This is a genomic window from Sulfuriferula nivalis (genome assembly GCF_009937995.1).
GTDB lineage: Bacteria > Pseudomonadota > Gammaproteobacteria > Burkholderiales > Sulfuriferulaceae > Sulfuriferula > Sulfuriferula nivalis.
The window spans coordinates 3,154,655-3,171,837 of sequence record NZ_AP021881.1 but is presented as its reverse complement, the minus strand read 5'-3'; the positions used below and the strand labels follow the sequence as shown (position 1 = coordinate 3,171,837).

17 protein-coding genes are annotated in these 17,183 nt (G+C 51.1%); all 17 read left to right on the top strand.

The features are described from left to right. Positions 1 to 402 precede the first annotated feature (402 nt). The 17 genes from SFSGTM_RS15650 (at position 403) to SFSGTM_RS15570 (ending at position 17,158) form a co-directional block, all read left to right on the top strand. Positions 403 to 1,824, top strand: coding sequence for a form I ribulose bisphosphate carboxylase large subunit (locus tag SFSGTM_RS15650; RefSeq protein WP_162085967.1), 1,422 nt, complete (start codon positions 403 to 405; stop codon positions 1,822 to 1,824). An 89-nt stretch (positions 1,825 to 1,913) separates the two neighbouring features. Continuing rightward, positions 1,914 to 2,246, top strand: coding sequence for a ribulose bisphosphate carboxylase small subunit (locus SFSGTM_RS15645; protein ID WP_162085966.1), 333 nt, complete (start codon positions 1,914 to 1,916; stop codon positions 2,244 to 2,246). Between the two features lie 91 nt (positions 2,247 to 2,337). Then, complete coding sequence (locus SFSGTM_RS15640) at positions 2,338 to 4,725, top strand: alpha-carboxysome scaffolding protein CsoS2 (protein ID WP_162085965.1); 2,388 nt, start codon at positions 2,338 to 2,340, stop codon at positions 4,723 to 4,725. Positions 4,726 to 4,772: 47 nt separating this feature from the next. Next, on the top strand, positions 4,773 to 6,344 hold the full coding sequence (locus SFSGTM_RS15635; protein WP_162085964.1) for a carboxysome shell carbonic anhydrase: 1,572 nt from the start codon (positions 4,773 to 4,775) through the stop codon (positions 6,342 to 6,344). A gap of 19 nt (positions 6,345 to 6,363) precedes the next feature. Then, positions 6,364 to 6,615: an alpha-carboxysome shell vertex protein CsoS4 gene (csoS4, locus tag SFSGTM_RS15630; protein WP_162085963.1), complete on the top strand. Its 252-nt coding sequence runs from the start codon at positions 6,364 to 6,366 to the stop codon at positions 6,613 to 6,615. A 1-nt stretch (position 6,616) separates the two neighbouring features. Further along, positions 6,617 to 6,874 carry a carboxysome peptide B gene (locus tag SFSGTM_RS15625; RefSeq protein ID WP_162085962.1) on the top strand — a complete coding sequence of 86 codons (258 nt, stop codon included), beginning with the start codon at positions 6,617 to 6,619 and terminating at the stop codon, positions 6,872 to 6,874. 33 nt (positions 6,875 to 6,907) lie between these two features. Beyond that, positions 6,908 to 7,201: an alpha-carboxysome major shell protein CsoS1 gene (csoS1, locus tag SFSGTM_RS15620; RefSeq protein ID WP_162085961.1), complete on the top strand. Its 294-nt coding sequence runs from the start codon at positions 6,908 to 6,910 to the stop codon at positions 7,199 to 7,201. A gap of 52 nt (positions 7,202 to 7,253) precedes the next feature. Further along, complete coding sequence (gene csoS1, locus SFSGTM_RS15615; protein ID WP_162085960.1) at positions 7,254 to 7,547, top strand: alpha-carboxysome major shell protein CsoS1; 294 nt, start codon at positions 7,254 to 7,256, stop codon at positions 7,545 to 7,547. Between the two features lie 51 nt (positions 7,548 to 7,598). Beyond that, positions 7,599 to 7,925: an alpha-carboxysome major shell protein CsoS1 gene (gene csoS1 / locus SFSGTM_RS15610; protein WP_162085959.1), complete on the top strand. Its 327-nt coding sequence runs from the start codon at positions 7,599 to 7,601 to the stop codon at positions 7,923 to 7,925. A gap of 26 nt (positions 7,926 to 7,951) precedes the next feature. Further along, positions 7,952 to 8,395 carry a ferritin-like domain-containing protein gene (locus SFSGTM_RS15605; RefSeq protein ID WP_162085958.1) on the top strand — a complete coding sequence of 148 codons (444 nt, stop codon included), beginning with the start codon at positions 7,952 to 7,954 and terminating at the stop codon, positions 8,393 to 8,395. Next, positions 8,392 to 8,676, top strand: a complete 285-nt coding sequence (locus SFSGTM_RS15600) for a hypothetical protein (protein WP_162085957.1) — start codon at positions 8,392 to 8,394, stop codon at positions 8,674 to 8,676. The genes SFSGTM_RS15605 and SFSGTM_RS15600 overlap by 4 nt, the downstream gene beginning before the upstream one ends. Positions 8,677 to 8,701: 25 nt before the next feature. Beyond that, the gene (gene parA, locus SFSGTM_RS15595; RefSeq protein ID WP_162085956.1) at positions 8,702 to 9,337 is read left to right on the top strand and encodes a ParA family partition ATPase; all 636 of its coding nucleotides are present in this window, start codon (positions 8,702 to 8,704) and stop codon (positions 9,335 to 9,337) included. Then, the gene (locus SFSGTM_RS15590; RefSeq protein ID WP_162085955.1) at positions 9,328 to 9,537 is read left to right on the top strand and encodes a hypothetical protein; all 210 of its coding nucleotides are present in this window, start codon (positions 9,328 to 9,330) and stop codon (positions 9,535 to 9,537) included. The genes parA and SFSGTM_RS15590 overlap by 10 nt, the downstream gene beginning before the upstream one ends. Before the next feature lie 87 nt (positions 9,538 to 9,624). After that, entirely contained in the window at positions 9,625 to 10,428 is an 804-nt protein-coding gene (locus SFSGTM_RS15585; protein WP_162085954.1) for a CbbQ/NirQ/NorQ/GpvN family protein, read from the top strand. A 132-nt stretch (positions 10,429 to 10,560) separates the two neighbouring features. Next, on the top strand, positions 10,561 to 12,912 hold the full coding sequence (locus tag SFSGTM_RS15580; protein ID WP_162085953.1) for a nitric oxide reductase activation protein NorD: 2,352 nt from the start codon (positions 10,561 to 10,563) through the stop codon (positions 12,910 to 12,912). A gap of 35 nt (positions 12,913 to 12,947) precedes the next feature. Continuing rightward, on the top strand, positions 12,948 to 14,597 hold the full coding sequence (locus tag SFSGTM_RS15575) for an NADH-quinone oxidoreductase subunit L (RefSeq protein ID WP_162085952.1): 1,650 nt from the start codon (positions 12,948 to 12,950) through the stop codon (positions 14,595 to 14,597). 2 nt (positions 14,598 to 14,599) lie between these two features. Then, entirely contained in the window at positions 14,600 to 17,158 is a 2,559-nt protein-coding gene (locus SFSGTM_RS15570; protein WP_198420576.1) for a YbcC family protein, read from the top strand. The last annotated feature ends 25 nt before the right edge of the window (positions 17,159 to 17,183 follow it).

Sequence of the window (17,183 nt, the reverse complement as noted above, 5' to 3'; positions counted from 1 at the left end):
TCCCTAAGTGATAGTTCCTCAACTGCCTGCTACATCAATGATGCCAGGTGGGTGAACTCAAGACCAATATCGACAAGCCAACCAAATCAGACCCGGTTACTAACCGCATTAGACCCACTGAATCCAGAAAAATATATGATTTTTCTTACAAAAATCAGCCTTTGAATTGAAAAATCTCTGCAGTGCAAGCGAGGCTTGCGTATCAGGCTATCGCATACGGCATCTTGGATAGAGCCGGTTTCCATAGTGAATAGAAATGCAAAGATTAAACGATGATAAAAGAACATCGTAAATATATTTAACTTTTATTAAATAAATGCCTCTTGCAAAATAGTTTCAACCGTCGGAACCAAAATGACGGTTCCAACTTAATTTTTCAACAATAGTGCTAGGAGAGTAAACATGGCCGCAAAAAAGTATGAGGCAGGTGTTAAAGAGTATCGGCAGACTTACTGGATGCCAGAGTACGTACCTTTGGATACGGACATTCTTGCTTGTTTCAAGATCACCCCACAAGCAGGGGTCGATCGTGAAGAAGCTGCTGCTGCAGTAGCTGCAGAATCTTCAACCGGAACCTGGACCACAGTTTGGACCGATCTTTTAACAGATTTGGACTATTACAAAGGTCGCGCTTATCGTATCGAAGACGTACCTGGTGATGATACCTGTTTCTATGCGTTCATTGCCTATCCTATCGATTTGTTTGAAGAGGGCTCGGTTGTTAACGTTCTGACCTCACTGGTAGGTAACGTATTCGGATTTAAAGCGATTCGTGCCCTGCGTCTGGAAGACGTGCGCTTCTCAGTTGCCTACGTGAAATCTTGTGGCGGTCCTCCTCAAGGTATTCAGGTAGAGCGCGACGTTATGAACAAGTATGGCCGTCCGATGTTGGGTTGTACGATTAAACCTAAACTGGGTCTGTCAGCTAAGAACTACGGTCGTGCCGTATACGAGTGTCTTCGTGGCGGTCTGGATTTCACCAAAGATGATGAAAACGTTAACAGCCAACCATTCATGCGCTGGCGTGATCGCTTCCTGTTTGTTCAGGATGCAACTATGGCTGCTCAGGCTGAAACAGGTGAACGCAAGGGTCACTACCTGAACGTAACTGCACCAACTTGCGAAGATATGCTGGAACGTGCTGAATTCGCTAAAGAAATTGGCGCCCCTATCATTATGCATGACTACCTCACTGGTGGTCTGAGTGCGAATACAAGTCTGGCTAACTGGTGCCGCAAAAACGGTGTGTTGCTACACATACACCGCGCTATGCACGCTGTGCTGGATCGTAACCCGCACCACGGTATTCACTTCCGTGTGCTGACCAAGATTCTGCGCTTGTCGGGTGGTGATCACCTGCACTCAGGTACCGTTGTGGGCAAACTGGAAGGTGACCGTGCTGCGACCCTCGGCTGGATTGATTTAATGCGTGAGTCATTCATTCCTGAAGACCGTTCACGCGGCATCATGTTTGATCAGGACTGGGGTTCTATGCCTGGTGTTATGCCTGTTGCTTCTGGTGGTATTCATGTTTGGCACATGCCAGCACTGGTAAACATCTTCGGTGATGATTCCGTGTTGCAGTTCGGTGGCGGTACTTTAGGTCACCCATGGGGCAATGCGGCAGGTGCTGCAGCTAACCGCGTCGCACTTGAAGCTTGCGTAGAAGCGCGTAACGAAGGTCGTGAACTGGAACGCGAAGGTAAAGAGATTCTTACCAACGCAGCCAAGGATAGCCCAGAGCTGAAAATCGCTATGGAAACATGGAAAGAAATCAAATTTGAATTCGACACTGTGGACAAGCTGGACGTGGTAAACCGTTAATTTTAAGGTCAAATTTAACCTTAAATATGTAAATTAAAACTTTCGCTTGCACGAAGAACGCGTGCAGTGACTAAAGGAAAGGAACGGAAATGGCTGAAATTCAAGATTACAAATCAACTCCTAAATACGAAACCTTCTCGTATTTACCGGCGATGACGCCAGATAAAATGCGCCGTCAAATCGCTTACGTGATAAGCCAGGGATGGAACCCCGGCATAGAACACGTCGAACCAGCACGTGCTGATGCGTACTACTGGTATATGTGGAAGCTGCCTATGTTCGGCGAACAGTCTGTTGACGTTGTTATTGCTGAACTGGAAGCGTGCCATCGCGCACATCCGAATAATCACGTGCGCCTGATTGGTTATGACAATTACTCTCAGAGTCAGGGTAGCTCCTTTGTAGTGTTTCGCGGTCGTTAAGCAGGTTGGCCAGGTAGACAGACTATCCAGCAGATGACCCTCGCAGCTATTGACCCGTGTGAGGGTCTGTTGAATACGGAAGGATAAGAGCATGAACGACCCTATGGAAAATAATACAGCAAGTCCACGTTCGTCACGAGCCGCGGCGTTAGAGAGACGACGTGCACTGTCCCAGAATGGACGCACTGCGCTAGGCGTAAAGCCGTCGCAGCCATCAGCATCTGTGGCTAAGCCTGCAGCGAACGCTAGTACAGCAACTGTTACACCGCAAGTCACCTCAGTGCAGCCAATTGCGGAAGCTGCCGTAACGCCTGTGCAAATGGCTACAGCAGCTTCCGTGACTGGTGCATCGGGTAAATCGTTGTCTAGAGCGCGACGAGTAGCCATGTCTCAGGGTGGAAAGTCAGCAATTGCAAAAAACAATTCGGTAATGTCAGCTGCATTCAGCCAGGTTAAGGTAATTGATACACCTGAACCTGCAACAGCCGAATCCACATCCTCAGGGTGTGGATCAACCACAGGTTGTGGATGTGGCTGTAAGGAGGCAAAGGCGACTGACACGACTGCATATGAGCAGGCAATTGAAGAGGTATGCGCGATTGTTGATGATGAACCGTTAGCGTTGTCTGGTTCTGTTGCTTCGGCAGTTCGTCAATTGTGTCAAGAACGCCGTCGTGCGCTTTCCAGCAAGGGTAAAACCGCTGCAAAAAGCACTGGTGGATCAGCTGCAAACCGACGCAATGCTGCCAGAAATGGCTTAAAAAGCGGGCTAAGCGGACGCGAAATAGCCAGAATTCGCCGCGAAGAAATGTGCCAGCAAGGCCGCGGGAACGACCCTGCATGCCGACCCAGCGGTCGGGTTCGTCCCAAACCACCTGCTCCAGCAAAAGTGGAGGCTGGCACAACGTTAAGTGGTACAGCTGTAACCGGAACTCAGGTAGAGCGTAATGGCAAGGTGACGGGTATAGAGTCAGGCAGTTGCCGCACCATCACTGGTACTGAATATATCGGTATGGAGCAATACTCACAGTTATGCACCACAACACCAGAGCCTGCTCCGGCAAAAGTTAACATCGGCACCACAAGTCGTGGTCAACGTGTAAGCGGTACCGAAGTTGGTCAGAGCATGAAAGTAACTGGCGATGATAACGGGCTGTGCAAGAGCGTGACCGGTACCGAATATCTCGGCACAGAGCAGTTTGTTACATTTTGCGACAGCAAACCTAAACCTGGCCCAGCGAAAGTGAGCGTCATGGTTACGGCAGCTGGTCAGAATGTAAGTGGTGGCGCTATCGGCCGTACCAATAAAGTAACAGGTGATGAAACGGGTGCTAGTGCAAAACTTACTGGTAGCCAGTATGTACAGAATGAATCCACAAGTGCGAGTCGCAATGGTACAAGTGCGCCACGTAAGGTAAGTGTCATGAGTACATTACAGGATAAAACGGTGACAGGTACTGATGTAGCAACCAGCAATTTGGTGACAGGTACAGAACGTGGTGCGTGTGCAAGTGTTACGGGTACTGAATCAAATGGCCTTGCTCAATATCAGGCATGTAATCGTGAGCCAGTGTCTGTTCCAGAAAAGGTAAACATGATGCGTACCTGGAATGAGCAGCCTGTTTCAGGTACTGCGTTAGAACATAGCCAGAAAGTGACCGGCGATGAGTTTGGCGGCTGTCAACAAATCTCTGGCACGGAATACATAGGACCGGATCAGTACATAGCATTTTGTGATCCTGAGCAGCAGGCAGCGTCACGCGCATTGATGAGCAGTCGTGGTGCACGTGCAGGTATCGCACTGCGTAACGATAATGCCGAATCTGCAGGCAAGGTAACAGGTGCAGGGCGAGGTGAAAGCCAGGTACTGAGCGGTACACCTTATTCCGGTACACATCAGCGTGTTTCTCAACGTGGCGCTAATAATAACCCGCATCCGCTGAGTCGCAGCCCGCTCAATGCACCGCGTGAAGTGGAACCTGTCATCCAGCAACAGAGGATGCAAGGGGATTTTAGTATAGCTACACCGGCTCGCAGTGCGCAGGAAAGTAGCTTGAACCGCATCACCGGCACTGCATACGGCGCAATCGGTCGCATCACCGGACCAATAAACATGGCCGCAGGGCTGGTGTCAGGTACCCCTGAGTTTCGTTATCAGGAAGATGTAGCACCACCCGTAGTCATGATGCAAACACCTGTGGTTGAAGAAGTGCGCAGCCGTCTTACAGGTGATGGTCGTGAAGGTGGTTTTGCTATCACCGGAGCAGCTTGGCGTCGTAATGAAAGCGTGACTGGTACTGAAGGCAATTCCAGCCGTCGCAATCCGACTATACGTGGGGATCAGCGTGGTGCACTGATAGGTGCATCGCAAATGAAAGAGCGTGATCGCCCAGAATTGCCAATAAGCAAAATTACCGGCAGCAGCGGTAATGATGCCAGAGGCTCAGCGATAACTTACTCCGGCGGTGCGCGCGGTTAAGGTAAAAAAAGTAATCAAGTAAACAGTAAAGCTAATTGGAGAATGTGATGAATACGAGAAACCGTCCAGGGCGAGTCATTAGCCCGCAGTCAACAGCAAGCCGTCCGCCTTATGGACTGGGCACGCCTGCTGGTGCGCTGCAGGTACGGCCTCGGCTGGCAGTATTCGCAATCGATGATGAGCGTATGGTTAACCCGGCATGTTCGACTGAAACTGGACGACCATGCCGTCACCCGCTAACTAACGATATGGAAAATCAGCGTTTGTTAGCGCATGAACATAGAGTCAAAGGGGCTTTTGATGCAATTGTCCCTGTACTGAAACGTATCGCAGCTATGCAGCACGAACCGGATTTTATTGAACGTGCTCAGCGTATTGCGCTTGAGCAACTCGGTTTTGAATTGCCCGCTCAACTGTTAGCAGATGCCTGGATTGAAGATTTGGATATGCGTGCGTTATATGGCGAGTGTGTTTTACGTACATTGCGCCTCATGGCTGAACAATCAGAATTAAATAATTCGCATCAGGGCAAAGATGAGGCAATAGCGTTCTTTCTCGACAGTGGTTACCACGCAGTGGATATATCTCCCTGTTCTGATGGCCGATTGAAGGGACTTGTACGCTATATCCTGCGCTTGCCGGATGGTGCTGTGCGCAGCCGTAAGGCCTACGCTGGTGCAATGTTTGATGTAGATGCCAATGTGAAACGCTGGGTAGAAACCGAGCTAATGCGTTTCCGAGAAGGTCGCCCAGTGACTGCAGATGCAGGTACGCGCTACCTGAAGGTGGTGGTTTACCACTGGAGCAGCTCTGACCCGACGCATGAAGGCTGTGCTGCACATTGTAGCAACGTGACCCTGGCGGCAGAAGCAGGACTGAAGCGTCTGACTGAATTCCGTCAGGCCATAGAAAATAGTTTTTGTTGTGGTGCGTCCGTAGACATTTTGTTGATCGGTGTGGATACAGATACTGATGCAATCAAAGTACACGTGCCCGACGCTAACGGTGACATAAGTTTATATCGGTATGTAGATAACATTGAATTGTATCGCGCCAGTGTCAATGATGACGCAAGTGGTGCCAGACTCAAGGTTTATCAGGCAATTCAGTCTGCCAGCAGCAGTACGGGCTGGGCTGAAGGACAGGGTGAACCGCATGAAGGCATGCGTCGACTTATTGCGACTTTGCTGATTAATAATTTATCGCAGATTGAATATGTATGCAGCAACTGGGGTGGACGTTATGCAGACATCGGTCACGCCGAGCGCTTTATCAGTGTCGGTGATGGCTTTGAGGAATTTCAGTTGCGAAATCTTGCCTACTTTGCCCACCTGCATACGGTGGAAGAAGGTGCGCCAGATATGGATGTTGGTATCAAGATTTTTACCAAACTCAATGTAAATCGTGGGTTGCCAGCACCTGTAGCCATACATTTTCGCTATGACAGTCGCGTACCGGGTTGCCGCGAACGCACTGTGGAACGCTGCCGACGGGTGAAAGCCGCAATCGAAGGACGTTACCAGGAGCTGGCACAAAAGGGGTTGATCGTATGTGGGCTGACAGTACAGGACAAGCGCCCAGGTAGCCCGATAGAACTGATAGCAGCGAGTGAGAAATAGGTCGGTTTAGGAGAGCGTAATGAAAATTTGCCAAGTGGAAAAAACGCTGGTTTCAACCAACCGAATTAAGGATCTGGGACATCGCCCATTACTGGTGGTGCGCGAAAAAGTAGGCGGGCCACGTCAGGTTGCTGTAGATGCGGTGGGTTGTATACCTGGGGACTGGGTGATATGTGTCGGTTCTTCAGCAGCACGTGAAGCTGCCGGTAGCAAAGAGTTTCCTAGTGATTTGACTATTATCGGCATCATTGATCACTGGTCGGAGGCTTGATATGGAAATTATGCGCGTGGTGTCAGATCTGGTGGCGACGCGGCGTGTTCCGGGTCTGCAAAACGCTTCACTGAGAGTATTGGAAGATACTCAGGGCAAGATCAGCGTGGCTTGTGATCCGGTGGGTGTACCACCAGGAAAATGGGTAATAACAGCAGGTGGTTCTGCAGCACGAATTGCCACAGGAGACAAGGCGACCTTAACCGACTTGACTATCTGCGGAATTATTGATGCATGGGATGCCGGCAACGGCGAATAAGCAAGTTTTTTAATCTGAGAAGGAGTACTAAAAATGGCAAACGTAAGCGGAGTGGCATTAGGCATGATCGAAACGCGTGGTCTGGTACCTGCGATTGAAGCAGCAGACGCGATGACTAAAGCGGCAGAAGTACGCCTGGTAGGTCGTCAGTTTGTTGGTGGTGGCTATGTAACTGTATTGGTACGTGGCGAAACTGGTGCGGTAAACGCAGCGGTACGTGCAGGTGCGGATGCATGTGAACGTGTGGGTGATGGCCTGGTTGCTGCGCACATCATCGCGCGTGTGCACTCTGAGGTGGAGAACATCCTGCCAACTGCAACTGAGTAACAGAACAATCATTAAATCTGAAACTAACTGAATTTAAAAAGGAGCATTAAAAATGGCAAACGTAAGCGGAATAGCATTAGGCATGATCGAGACCCGTGGTCTGGTACCTGCGATTGAAGCGGCAGACGCGATGACCAAGGCAGCAGAAGTACGTCTGGTAGGTCGTCAGTTTGTTGGTGGTGGCTATGTAACCGTATTGGTGCGTGGTGAAACGGGTGCGGTAAACGCAGCGGTGCGTGCAGGTGCGGATGCATGTGAACGTGTGGGTGATGGCCTGGTAGCTGCACACATCATCGCTCGTGTGCACTCCGAGGTAGAAAACATCCTGCCTAGCGCGTCTGAGTAAAGAAACAATCATTAAGTCTGTAACCAACTGAATTGAGAAGGGGTACTAAAAATGGCAAACGTAACCGGAGTAGCATTGGGCATGATCGAAACGCGTGGTCTGGTACCCGCGATTGAAGCCGCAGATGCGATGACCAAGGCGGCAGAAGTGCGCCTGGTAGGTCGTCAGTTTGTAGGTGGTGGCTATGTAACTGTATTGGTACGTGGCGAAACAGGTGCAGTAAACGCAGCGGTGCGTGCGGGTGCGGATGCATGTGAACGTGTGGGTGATGGCCTGGTAGCCGCGCACATCATCGCTCGCGTGCACTCTGAGGTAGAAAACATCCTGCCAAGCACACCTGACGCCAGCATTGGCGGCCGTGATGGCGACATCAGCTGATACTCGCTACTAATGGAGGTATGCCCATGCAGTCCGACCCTCGTTTAAACGGATATCTGTCGCGCGCCCTTAGCCACGAACTAGCGGCTGTGCAACAGTATCTGATGCAAGCCACACTTGCCGGTTTGTGGGGTATGACAGACATGAGTACCCGACTGCGTACAGATGTAAAAGAAGAGCTGGTGCATGCTGAACGACTGATGGCGAGGATGCTGGTTTTGGGCATCCCGTCCAATGCTACGCAATTACCTCCGGCTCGTACTGGTCGTAGTGTAGAAGAAATGCTGCTGATAGACCGTGTACTGGAGATCGAAGCAATTCGATTATATGAAGAAGCAACGAATTATTGTGCACGAATACGAGATAGTGAAACCCATGCGCTGCTCACAGCGATTTTGCAAGATGAGCTAGGACATTTGGAAGAGCTGGATCGTATGTTGACGGAAATTCATAAGGGAGTAGAGCAATGAGTGAAGCTAATATTGCCAATAAGGACACGGTTTTAGTCGGCAAAGTCCTTGAACCAACCATGAATAAACGCTTTGACTTTAACAGCTATCCAGAGACCCGGAAGTTTCTGGATGAACTGGCAGAGCTGTCAAAACGTGAAGATTACTATCCAAATATTAATTTTGGAAAAACTTATGCCAACGTCAGTATTGATGGTGAAGGTCTCGCTGTGCTGAATGAACGCAACTCCAGCTTTATCGTCGAGATGCACGCACTGGTTTCCACTACAGTTGCTAAATAATTAGCAACAGGAAGCGGAGTTAACCATGACCAATCGCATTATCGCTGTCATCAACCAGAAAGGCGGAACCGGCAAAACCACGCTGGCGCTGAATCTGGCGGCAGGACTGTCGAAACGTGGTGCTACGCATCTGGTCGATGCCGACCCGCAACGCTCAATTACCCAATGGGTGGGCATGGGTGGTGGTAACTCAGGATTGCCAGGTGTTGCGCAACTGGCAGGTAATCCGACTGCTGTACTTACTAAATTGGTACGCAGTTATCGTTATGTAGTGGTTGATTGTCCACCTACGGTGCAAGGGGAAACGGTAGCTGCCATCATGCACATCGCGAACTTGGCGCTGATACCCGTTTTGCCTTCACCTATAGATTTGTGGGCGAGTGTGGATATGGCTAATGCAGTCAAAAAAGCGCAACAGGACAACCCCGGGTTGCGTGCCTGTCTGGTACTGAATCAGCTGGAATCTCGCAACGCTTTGTCACGTGAAATGCGTGAAGTAGTAACAGAATTTGATGTGCCTGTACTGGCATCAGGCATGCAGCGACGTGCGGCATATCGCACCGCTGCAGTAGAAGGCCTGAGCGTATATGGCGTGGGAAAACGCGGTAAACATGCCGTGGCTGATATTGAAGCGATTATCGAGGAGGTTTTATGCCTGTGAAAAATGTAGGATCAAAACTTGTACGTGGTGTACGCCAGATTAAAGAACAGCAGGATATCCCTCCAACAACTGCAGTGCCGGATATCGCTCCCGTTGCAGCCAAGGTAACCACGGCAAAGCCTCGTGCCAGCGCCAAGCCTGCGCCAGCCAAAGCCAGCAAATCAGGCATACAGCATCCGGATCGCGTCTGGCCGGATTGATTTGACCAGGCATAGTGCTTAGCTGAGAACAGGCAGGTTATGTTCTGCTGTTAATAGAGAACTCATCTACCCAATTAAGGAATAGTCATGAATGACATTATCAATCAATACAGAATCGAAAAACAACCCTACTATCGCAACGTAGCTGATGAAATAGAGTTGTACGAAGCAGCTTACTCGGTACGCATGCCGATGATGCTAAAAGGACCGACTGGCTGCGGTAAAACTCGTTTTGTCGAGTACATGGCGTGGAAACTCAACAAGCCGTTAATTACGGTTGCTTGTAATGAAGACATGACCGCATCTGATCTGGTTGGTCGCTTCCTGCTAGATGCAAACGGTACTCGCTGGCAAGATGGTCCGCTCGCGATTGCTGCACGTAATGGTGCGATTTGCTATCTGGATGAGGTAGTCGAAGCACGCCAAGATACCACCGTGGTCATTCATCCGTTGACTGATAATCGTCGTGTACTTCCGCTTGAGAAAAAAGGCGAGCTGATCCAGGCGCACCCGGATTTTCAGTTGGTTATTTCCTACAACCCAGGCTATCAGTCTCTGATGAAGGATCTGAAACAGTCAACCAAGCAGCGTTTTGGTGCTCTGGATTTTAATTATCCAGCACATGACATCGAGACCGAGATTGTCGCTCACGAAACTGGCGTCACTGCAGAGGTGGCCGGCAAGCTGATATCCATTGCAGAGCGCGCGCGTAACCTCAAAGGGCATGGTCTCGATGAAGGTATCTCCACTCGTATGCTGATCTACGCAGGAAGTCTTATTGCCAAGAACGTCAATCCTAAGGCGGCTTGCCACATGACGCTGGTCCGTCCGATTACAGATGATCCAGATATGCGTGATGCGCTGGATGCAGCAGTGAGTACCTACTTCTAATCGTATCGTTCCGGATGGATAGACAGCTAACGTCATCCATCGAATTTGGGTAAAGAGTTTAATGGCGCGGCATGCGTCTAGCTCATTACGCTCCGCAGAAACCAAACACAACCTAGCATCAGGAGTTGAGTCATGGCGGTCGAACTTGAAAAATATCAAGATATATTAGATGAGCTCGGGGAGCATGCAGGTGATGTATTGCGTGCCTCCTGGGGCGAAGCGGCTCGGGTGTTCAGTCCACGCGGCCTGGAAACCTATTACCTGCAAGGCGCAACTGGCCTGAAGTCACTGGGACGCGGGACAGATCTGGTAGTTTCATTTATCCAGAGCGCGCCCGCTGTAGCACGTGAATTGGGTGAAGATGCGGTCAGCGATCTGCTTGCCGCTGCAATCAAAATGTATTCTAAAACCAGTGCGTCGGTCATCGCCTCGATATTCTCTACCAGTCCAGTGGCTGCTTCGCGCTTAGGGGATGCCGAGCTGTTTCGCGGTTATCTGCACTTGCTTGATAGCTTGCTGGCACAAGCTCCGCGCGGCGTTCGTCCCATGCTGGATCATCTTAGCACCCTGCTCGGCCAACTGACATTAGGCGGTTTACGGCGCTGGGCGTTATGGGGTGCACAGACGCACAAAACCAATTTCGACGGGCAGCTCAAATATTTTAGTCTGGAAAGCCCCGAATCTATCGGCGTGCTGCAAAAGGAACGCAAAGGTACGCTATTTATTGATGTGCAGCGGCGCATCGGTATGTATTTGCGCGCCTTGTGGGCACGTGATTTTTTCATGCGTCCTACCAGTGGCGATTTTGAAAAGCGTGAAGGATATCGCCCTTCAATTGAGGGTTACATTATCCATCTGCCAGATGCTTATGACGATTTCATTACTCTGGCAGAAAACGGAGAAGAATTACGCATGTCTGGCATAGAGCTGTACCGTGCGAGTGCAGCACATGCAGCTTGCCATCAGGTTTACAGTACCGTCCAGTATGACAGTACCGGTTTAAATGCATTGCAAGTTGCAATGATAGGTCTGATTGAAGACGCGCGTGTGGAATCACTTGCAGTGGCGCAATTTCCTGGCCTGCAGCAAATATGGCTGCCTATGCATACAGCAACAGTTGAGTCGGGAGATAACGCGGTAGCGCTGATGGCGCGTCTGGCACGTGTTCTGCTGGATGAAAATTACCGTGATGATCATAGCTGGGTCAAACTGGGTCGTCGTTTATTCATGGAACGGCAGATACAAGAAAATGCCGCTGAGTGGGTATGTGCGATCGGCATACAGTTAGCGGACGAAATGCAGATGTTGGGTGCCAGTTATAGCCAGTCTAATGACGTGGTAGATATCGCATATCGTGATGATAACCAGTATATCTGGGAATTCGAGGATATTCGCGAAGCAGGTCAGGTCGTCGCCGGCGTGACTAGTCAGCAAATTCGCAAGTACGTTAGCGTGATGGAAATGATTAACGCGATTGACGTACCTGGCGCGGGTGACGATGCCAATGAAATATGGGTGCTGAACAGCGAGTTTTTTCGTGATGAGGAAAGCACCAGTATTAATGAGCAAGAGGGTCGTGAGCCGCCACCGGATCCCTACCATTACCCAGAATGGGATTACCAGATGCAGCTGGATCGGCCGGAATGGTGCACGGTGCTTGAAAAACGTGCCAAACCGAGTGACGCGAAAATTATTGACGACATAGTGGTCAAGCACAAGCCGCTGATCTCACGACTCAAATTCCTGATTGAGGCGATGCAGCCACAAGGCGTACAACGCTTGCGCAAACAGGAAGACGGTGATGAACTTGATTTGAATGCAGCCGTTAATGCCATGATTGCCATGCGCATGGGTGAGCAGCCAGATCTGCGCATCATGATGCGCAATGTACGCAAAGTACGCGATCTCTCGGTCATGCTGTTGATAGATTTATCAGAATCTACTAATGATGCCGTAGTTGGCTCAGAAAGTACCGTGTTGGAGCTTGCGCGTGAAGCAACTGTTCTCTTGGCCGACGCCCTCGACAAGATAGGTGATCCTTTTGCAATTCACGGCTTTGATTCTAATGGTCGACACGATGTCGAATATTTCCGTTACAAGGATTTTGGTACGCCTTATAACGACAAGGCTAAGGCTCGCCTTGCCGGTATGAGTGGTCAGCTTTCCACGCGTATGGGTGCAGCTATGCGCCATGCCGGTTCGATACTGAAACGCCAACCCAGCAGTAAAAAGCTGCTGCTGGTAGTTACTGACGGTGAACCGGCCGACAATGATGTACGCGATCCGCAATATCTGCGGTTTGATGCTAAAAAAGCAGTAGAGGAATTAACGCGTAACGGCATATCTACTTATTGTCTCAGCCTTGACCCCAGAGCCGATGAGTATGTATCGCGTATCTTCGGCGCAAAGAATTACATGGTGGTTGATCACGTTCAGCGCTTGCCCGAGAAATTGCCTATGCTTTATATGGGATTGACGCGATGAATACCGCCTTTGCCAAACCCTAAATGGAGATTGTCATGCAAACCCTGCCTAGTCTACTCACGCCCATTCTCGTCCTGTCAGCGCCATTGATTGTGCTGCTGGCAGGGCTGATACCGACTGGATGGGCCAATCAACGTCCACAATTCATGGCGCGACTGAATGGTACGGTCGCATGGCTTGCCTGCTTTAGTGCCTTACTGGCGGCTGTAGTCCATACCTTTGATGGTAATCGTACCTGGACGCTTTACAGTATTAACCTGCCAGGGAATATAGGCGCCTTTTCCATCTCCACCTATGTCAACAGCGTAACTGTAATCATGCTGTTGCTGGTGTCATTTGTTGGCGCCATAGTAACCCGCTACTCGCGCAACTACATGGATGGAGACCCTAATCAGGGCCGCTTTCACAAATGGCTGAGTTTGACCCTGGGTACCATACTGACCTTGATTATTTCGGGCAACATGCTCATGTTCTGGCTGGCCTGGATATCCAATAGCCTGTGTCTGCACCAGCTGCTGACGTTTTATCGGGAGCGTCCAGCCGCTGTACTTGCGGCACATAAAAAGTTTATCGCTAACCGTATCAGCGACCTGAGTCATCTCACTGCTATTTTTCTGATTGGTTCGACCCTGCACAGTCTGGAATACGTGGACATACTCCACAGCATGGCGTTGATGCAAGAACCATTACCGTTGACGTTGCAATGGGCGTCTGTGCTAATTGTGCTGAGTGCTGTCCTCAAATCCGCCCAGTTTCCGCTGCATGGCTGGTTGATTCAGGTAGTTGAGGCACCTACGCCGGTATCCGCATTGCTACATGCAGGCATAGTCAACGCGGGTGCTTTCCTGATTATCCGCATGAGTCCTATCATGTCTTACTCAGAAATTGCCTTAGGCATTCTGGCGGTGATCGGTTTAACTACGCTGGCTCTGGCTTCACTGGTGATGCTGACGCAAACCAGCATTAAGGTATCACTGGCCTGGTCCACCACCGCGCAGATGGGCTTCATGTTGCTGGAATGTGGTCTTGGTCTTTACAGTTTGGCTATGCTCCACCTGGTTGCCCACTCCTTGTACAAGGCTCATGCTTTCCTGTCTTCTGGCAGTGGCGTGGATAATTTCCGTGCTCCAACTATTGCCAGTAGTTACGGTGGCTTCAAGCTTGGCCAGCTCATCATCGCCCTGGGATCAGGTGGGCTTATGGCAGTAATCGTGGGTTCTGCTTTTGGTATCACGCCGGAGTCGCAACCCGCTTTAATTGCTGCTGGTGGAATCGTCGCAATTGCGTTGAGTCAGTTGCTGCTACAAACGGCTAATGCAATGAGCAACGCTACATTTTTGCTGCGTGGTGTCGGCTTGAGCGCTGTAATCTGTACTGCCTATTTTACCCTGCATGCCCTTTTCGAAAAGGCTCTGGAAGGCAGCGTGCTGCCTATACATGATGCGACAGGATACTTCCAGGATGCAATGGCTATTGCCATTATTAGCGTCTTTCTGGCGCTGCTCATGCTGCAGAAATTGCTTAAATATGCACCACCGACACTAGTCGAAGGACTCTACATGCATCTGTATAACGGCTTGTATATTGACGTGTATATCACCCGATTGTTGCAGCGGGTATGGCCTGCGCCAATTCATAGTACACGTCCCAGTCCCTTTGCAACCGAAAAACCAACGGGAGGTTGATCATGCGTATAAACGACAGCATCGCGATGAGCGACGCCGATATCGCTACCCACGAAGAAACCACAACCAAAAAAATGGATGCCGCTGAGCTGAACCAGTGCATCAATGCCGCTTGCGGGCGTATCGCACCGTTGTGGCCATTGAAACACTTTGTCGCCGTCAATCCTTTCTTTGGGCTATGCGACTACAGTTTTCAGGATGCCTCGGACACGCTCGCACGCATCACGGGTTCTAACCTCTATATGCCCAGAGATTATTACCACGAGCAATTGGTAACGGGGCGTATTTCACGCGAAGACCTGCAACAGGCTATTATCCGCTGTGGCAGCCAACTGGATATTTCTATCGTTGAGTGGTCGCTATCCGCTGAAGCACCCAAGCCCAAGCTGGGCATGGCGCCAGTAAGTGAGGTGCTGGAGCGAGTTGAAGGCGGCCTCTGGTCGAGCTTCGTTACTGAACGCATCAGTTTGCACTGCGCCGCCTATTTTGACCTGGGTCAGGCTATTCAGGCCATGCCCTGGCGTAACCTATCCCTCTATGCATCCTGGCGTAAGGCTGCCACTATCGACCGCAGTCCAGCAATGATGGGCTTACACCACTTCCGCTCGGAAATCAGCCGACTGCCCGATGATCCCCGCACAGCTATTGCCTGGGCCGTTGCACAGTTGGACATCCCTGAAGCAGGAATGGAACGCTATCTGCATGCCTCGCTGTTGAGTATAGGTGGCTGGGCAGCCTGGGCTCGTTACCTGCGTTGGCAGGCCGAGCTAACTGGGGGGCAGAACGATTCCATCGTGGATCTATTGGCTATTCGCCTGATGTGGGACGTGTTGCTGTTCAAAGAGAAAAAGTCGGTAGCCCTGGTAGCACGCTGGCGCGAGATGCTTGCGGCCAGCATGCGCGCACCTTCCTCCAAGCGCCAGATTGCTGCCGAGATCGACCGCATCATGCTCAACGCCATGGAAATCGGCTTCCAACGTAGCGTGATCGCTGGGCTGAGCAAAGCCAATGAAAAACCAGCCCGACCTGCTGTGCGCCCGGCAGCTCAGGCGGCTTTCTGCATCGATGTACGCTCCGAGGTGTTCCGACGCTCTCTGGAAACTGTGGCGCCATCAGTACAGACCATCGGTTTTGCTGGGTTTTTTGGTATTTTCATCGAATACGTACCCTTAGGTGCCAGCACTGGCCATTCTCATGTACCGGTACTTTTTAATCCAGCCTATCGCATATATGAAGAGGTCAAGGACGATGAGCAGCAGACTGTCAAAGAACTGACCAAGCGGCGTCAACGTATCGCTTTATCCAAGGCGTGGAAAGGTTTCAAGCTTTCTGCTTCCTCCTGTTTTTCATTCGTGGAGGCTGCCGGGCTGATGTATGCGCCCAAACTGCTGACCGACAGCTTTGGCTGGAGCCGGCCAGTACCAGATCCCTTCACCCATGGACTCGACAAGCAGGTCATTGATCGGATAGGGCCGACGCTGGCTCAGGTTCCTGAGGCACAGTCATGTCCTCACCATGCAGATTCAGGCATCCCGCCATCTGACTGGGTGGGTCACGCGGAGCGGATTCTGCGGGCTATGTCCATGACTGATAACTTCGGGCGTCTGGTGTTGTTGACTGGTCACGGCAGCACCTCGGTAAACAATCCCCACGCTACTGGATTAGACTGCGGTGCTTGCGCCGGACAGACTGGCGAAGCCAGTGCCCGTGTTGTGGTCGCTCTGCTGAATCAACCAGCGGTACGGCGCGATCTCCACGAGCGGGGCATCGTAATTCCGGAGGACACCTGGTTCCTGGCTGGTCTGCACGATACCACCACAGACGAGGTGCGGCTGTTCGACACTGACGATGTGCCCAAACAGCTGGCTCCGGATCTGACGCATCTGCGCGAGTGGCTGGATCAAGCTGGTGACCTGACCCGCATGCAGCGCTCGGCCTTGCTGGGAATTTCAGGTCTATCGGATCAGGCAGTTGAAGCCAATGTGCGGGAACGCAGCCGCGACTGGTCGCAACTTCGGCCGGAATGGGCGTTAGCCAACAACGCCGCCTTTATTGCTGCGCCACGTGTACGTACAGCAGATATGGATCTGGGTGGTCGCGCTTTTCTGCACGACTACGCCTGGCAAAACGATAGTGGATTCAAGATCCTGGAACTAATCATGACTGCACCCATGGTTGTGGCTAACTGGATCAACATGCAGTACTACGGCTCCGTCGTCGACAACCCGCGTTTCGGCAGCGGCAATAAAGTACTGCACAACGTGGTTGGCGGTGCCATCGGCGTGCTGGAGGGCAATGGTGGCGACCTGCGCGTCGGCCTGCCTATGCAGTCTCTGCACAACGGCAAGCGCTGGGTCCATGAACCGTTACGCCTGAGCGTATTCATCGAGGCGCCGGAAGCGGCCATGGAAGACATCATTGCCCGCCACGAACTGGTGAGGCAGTTGGTTGAAAATGGCTGGTTGCACCTATTTCGTATCGGTGAGACAGGTGACGTTTATCGTCGTGTTGCAACTGCCCAGTGGGAAATGTCTGATACAGCACTCTCGATAGACACATAACCTTGTAGGCGAGGTCTATCTGCTT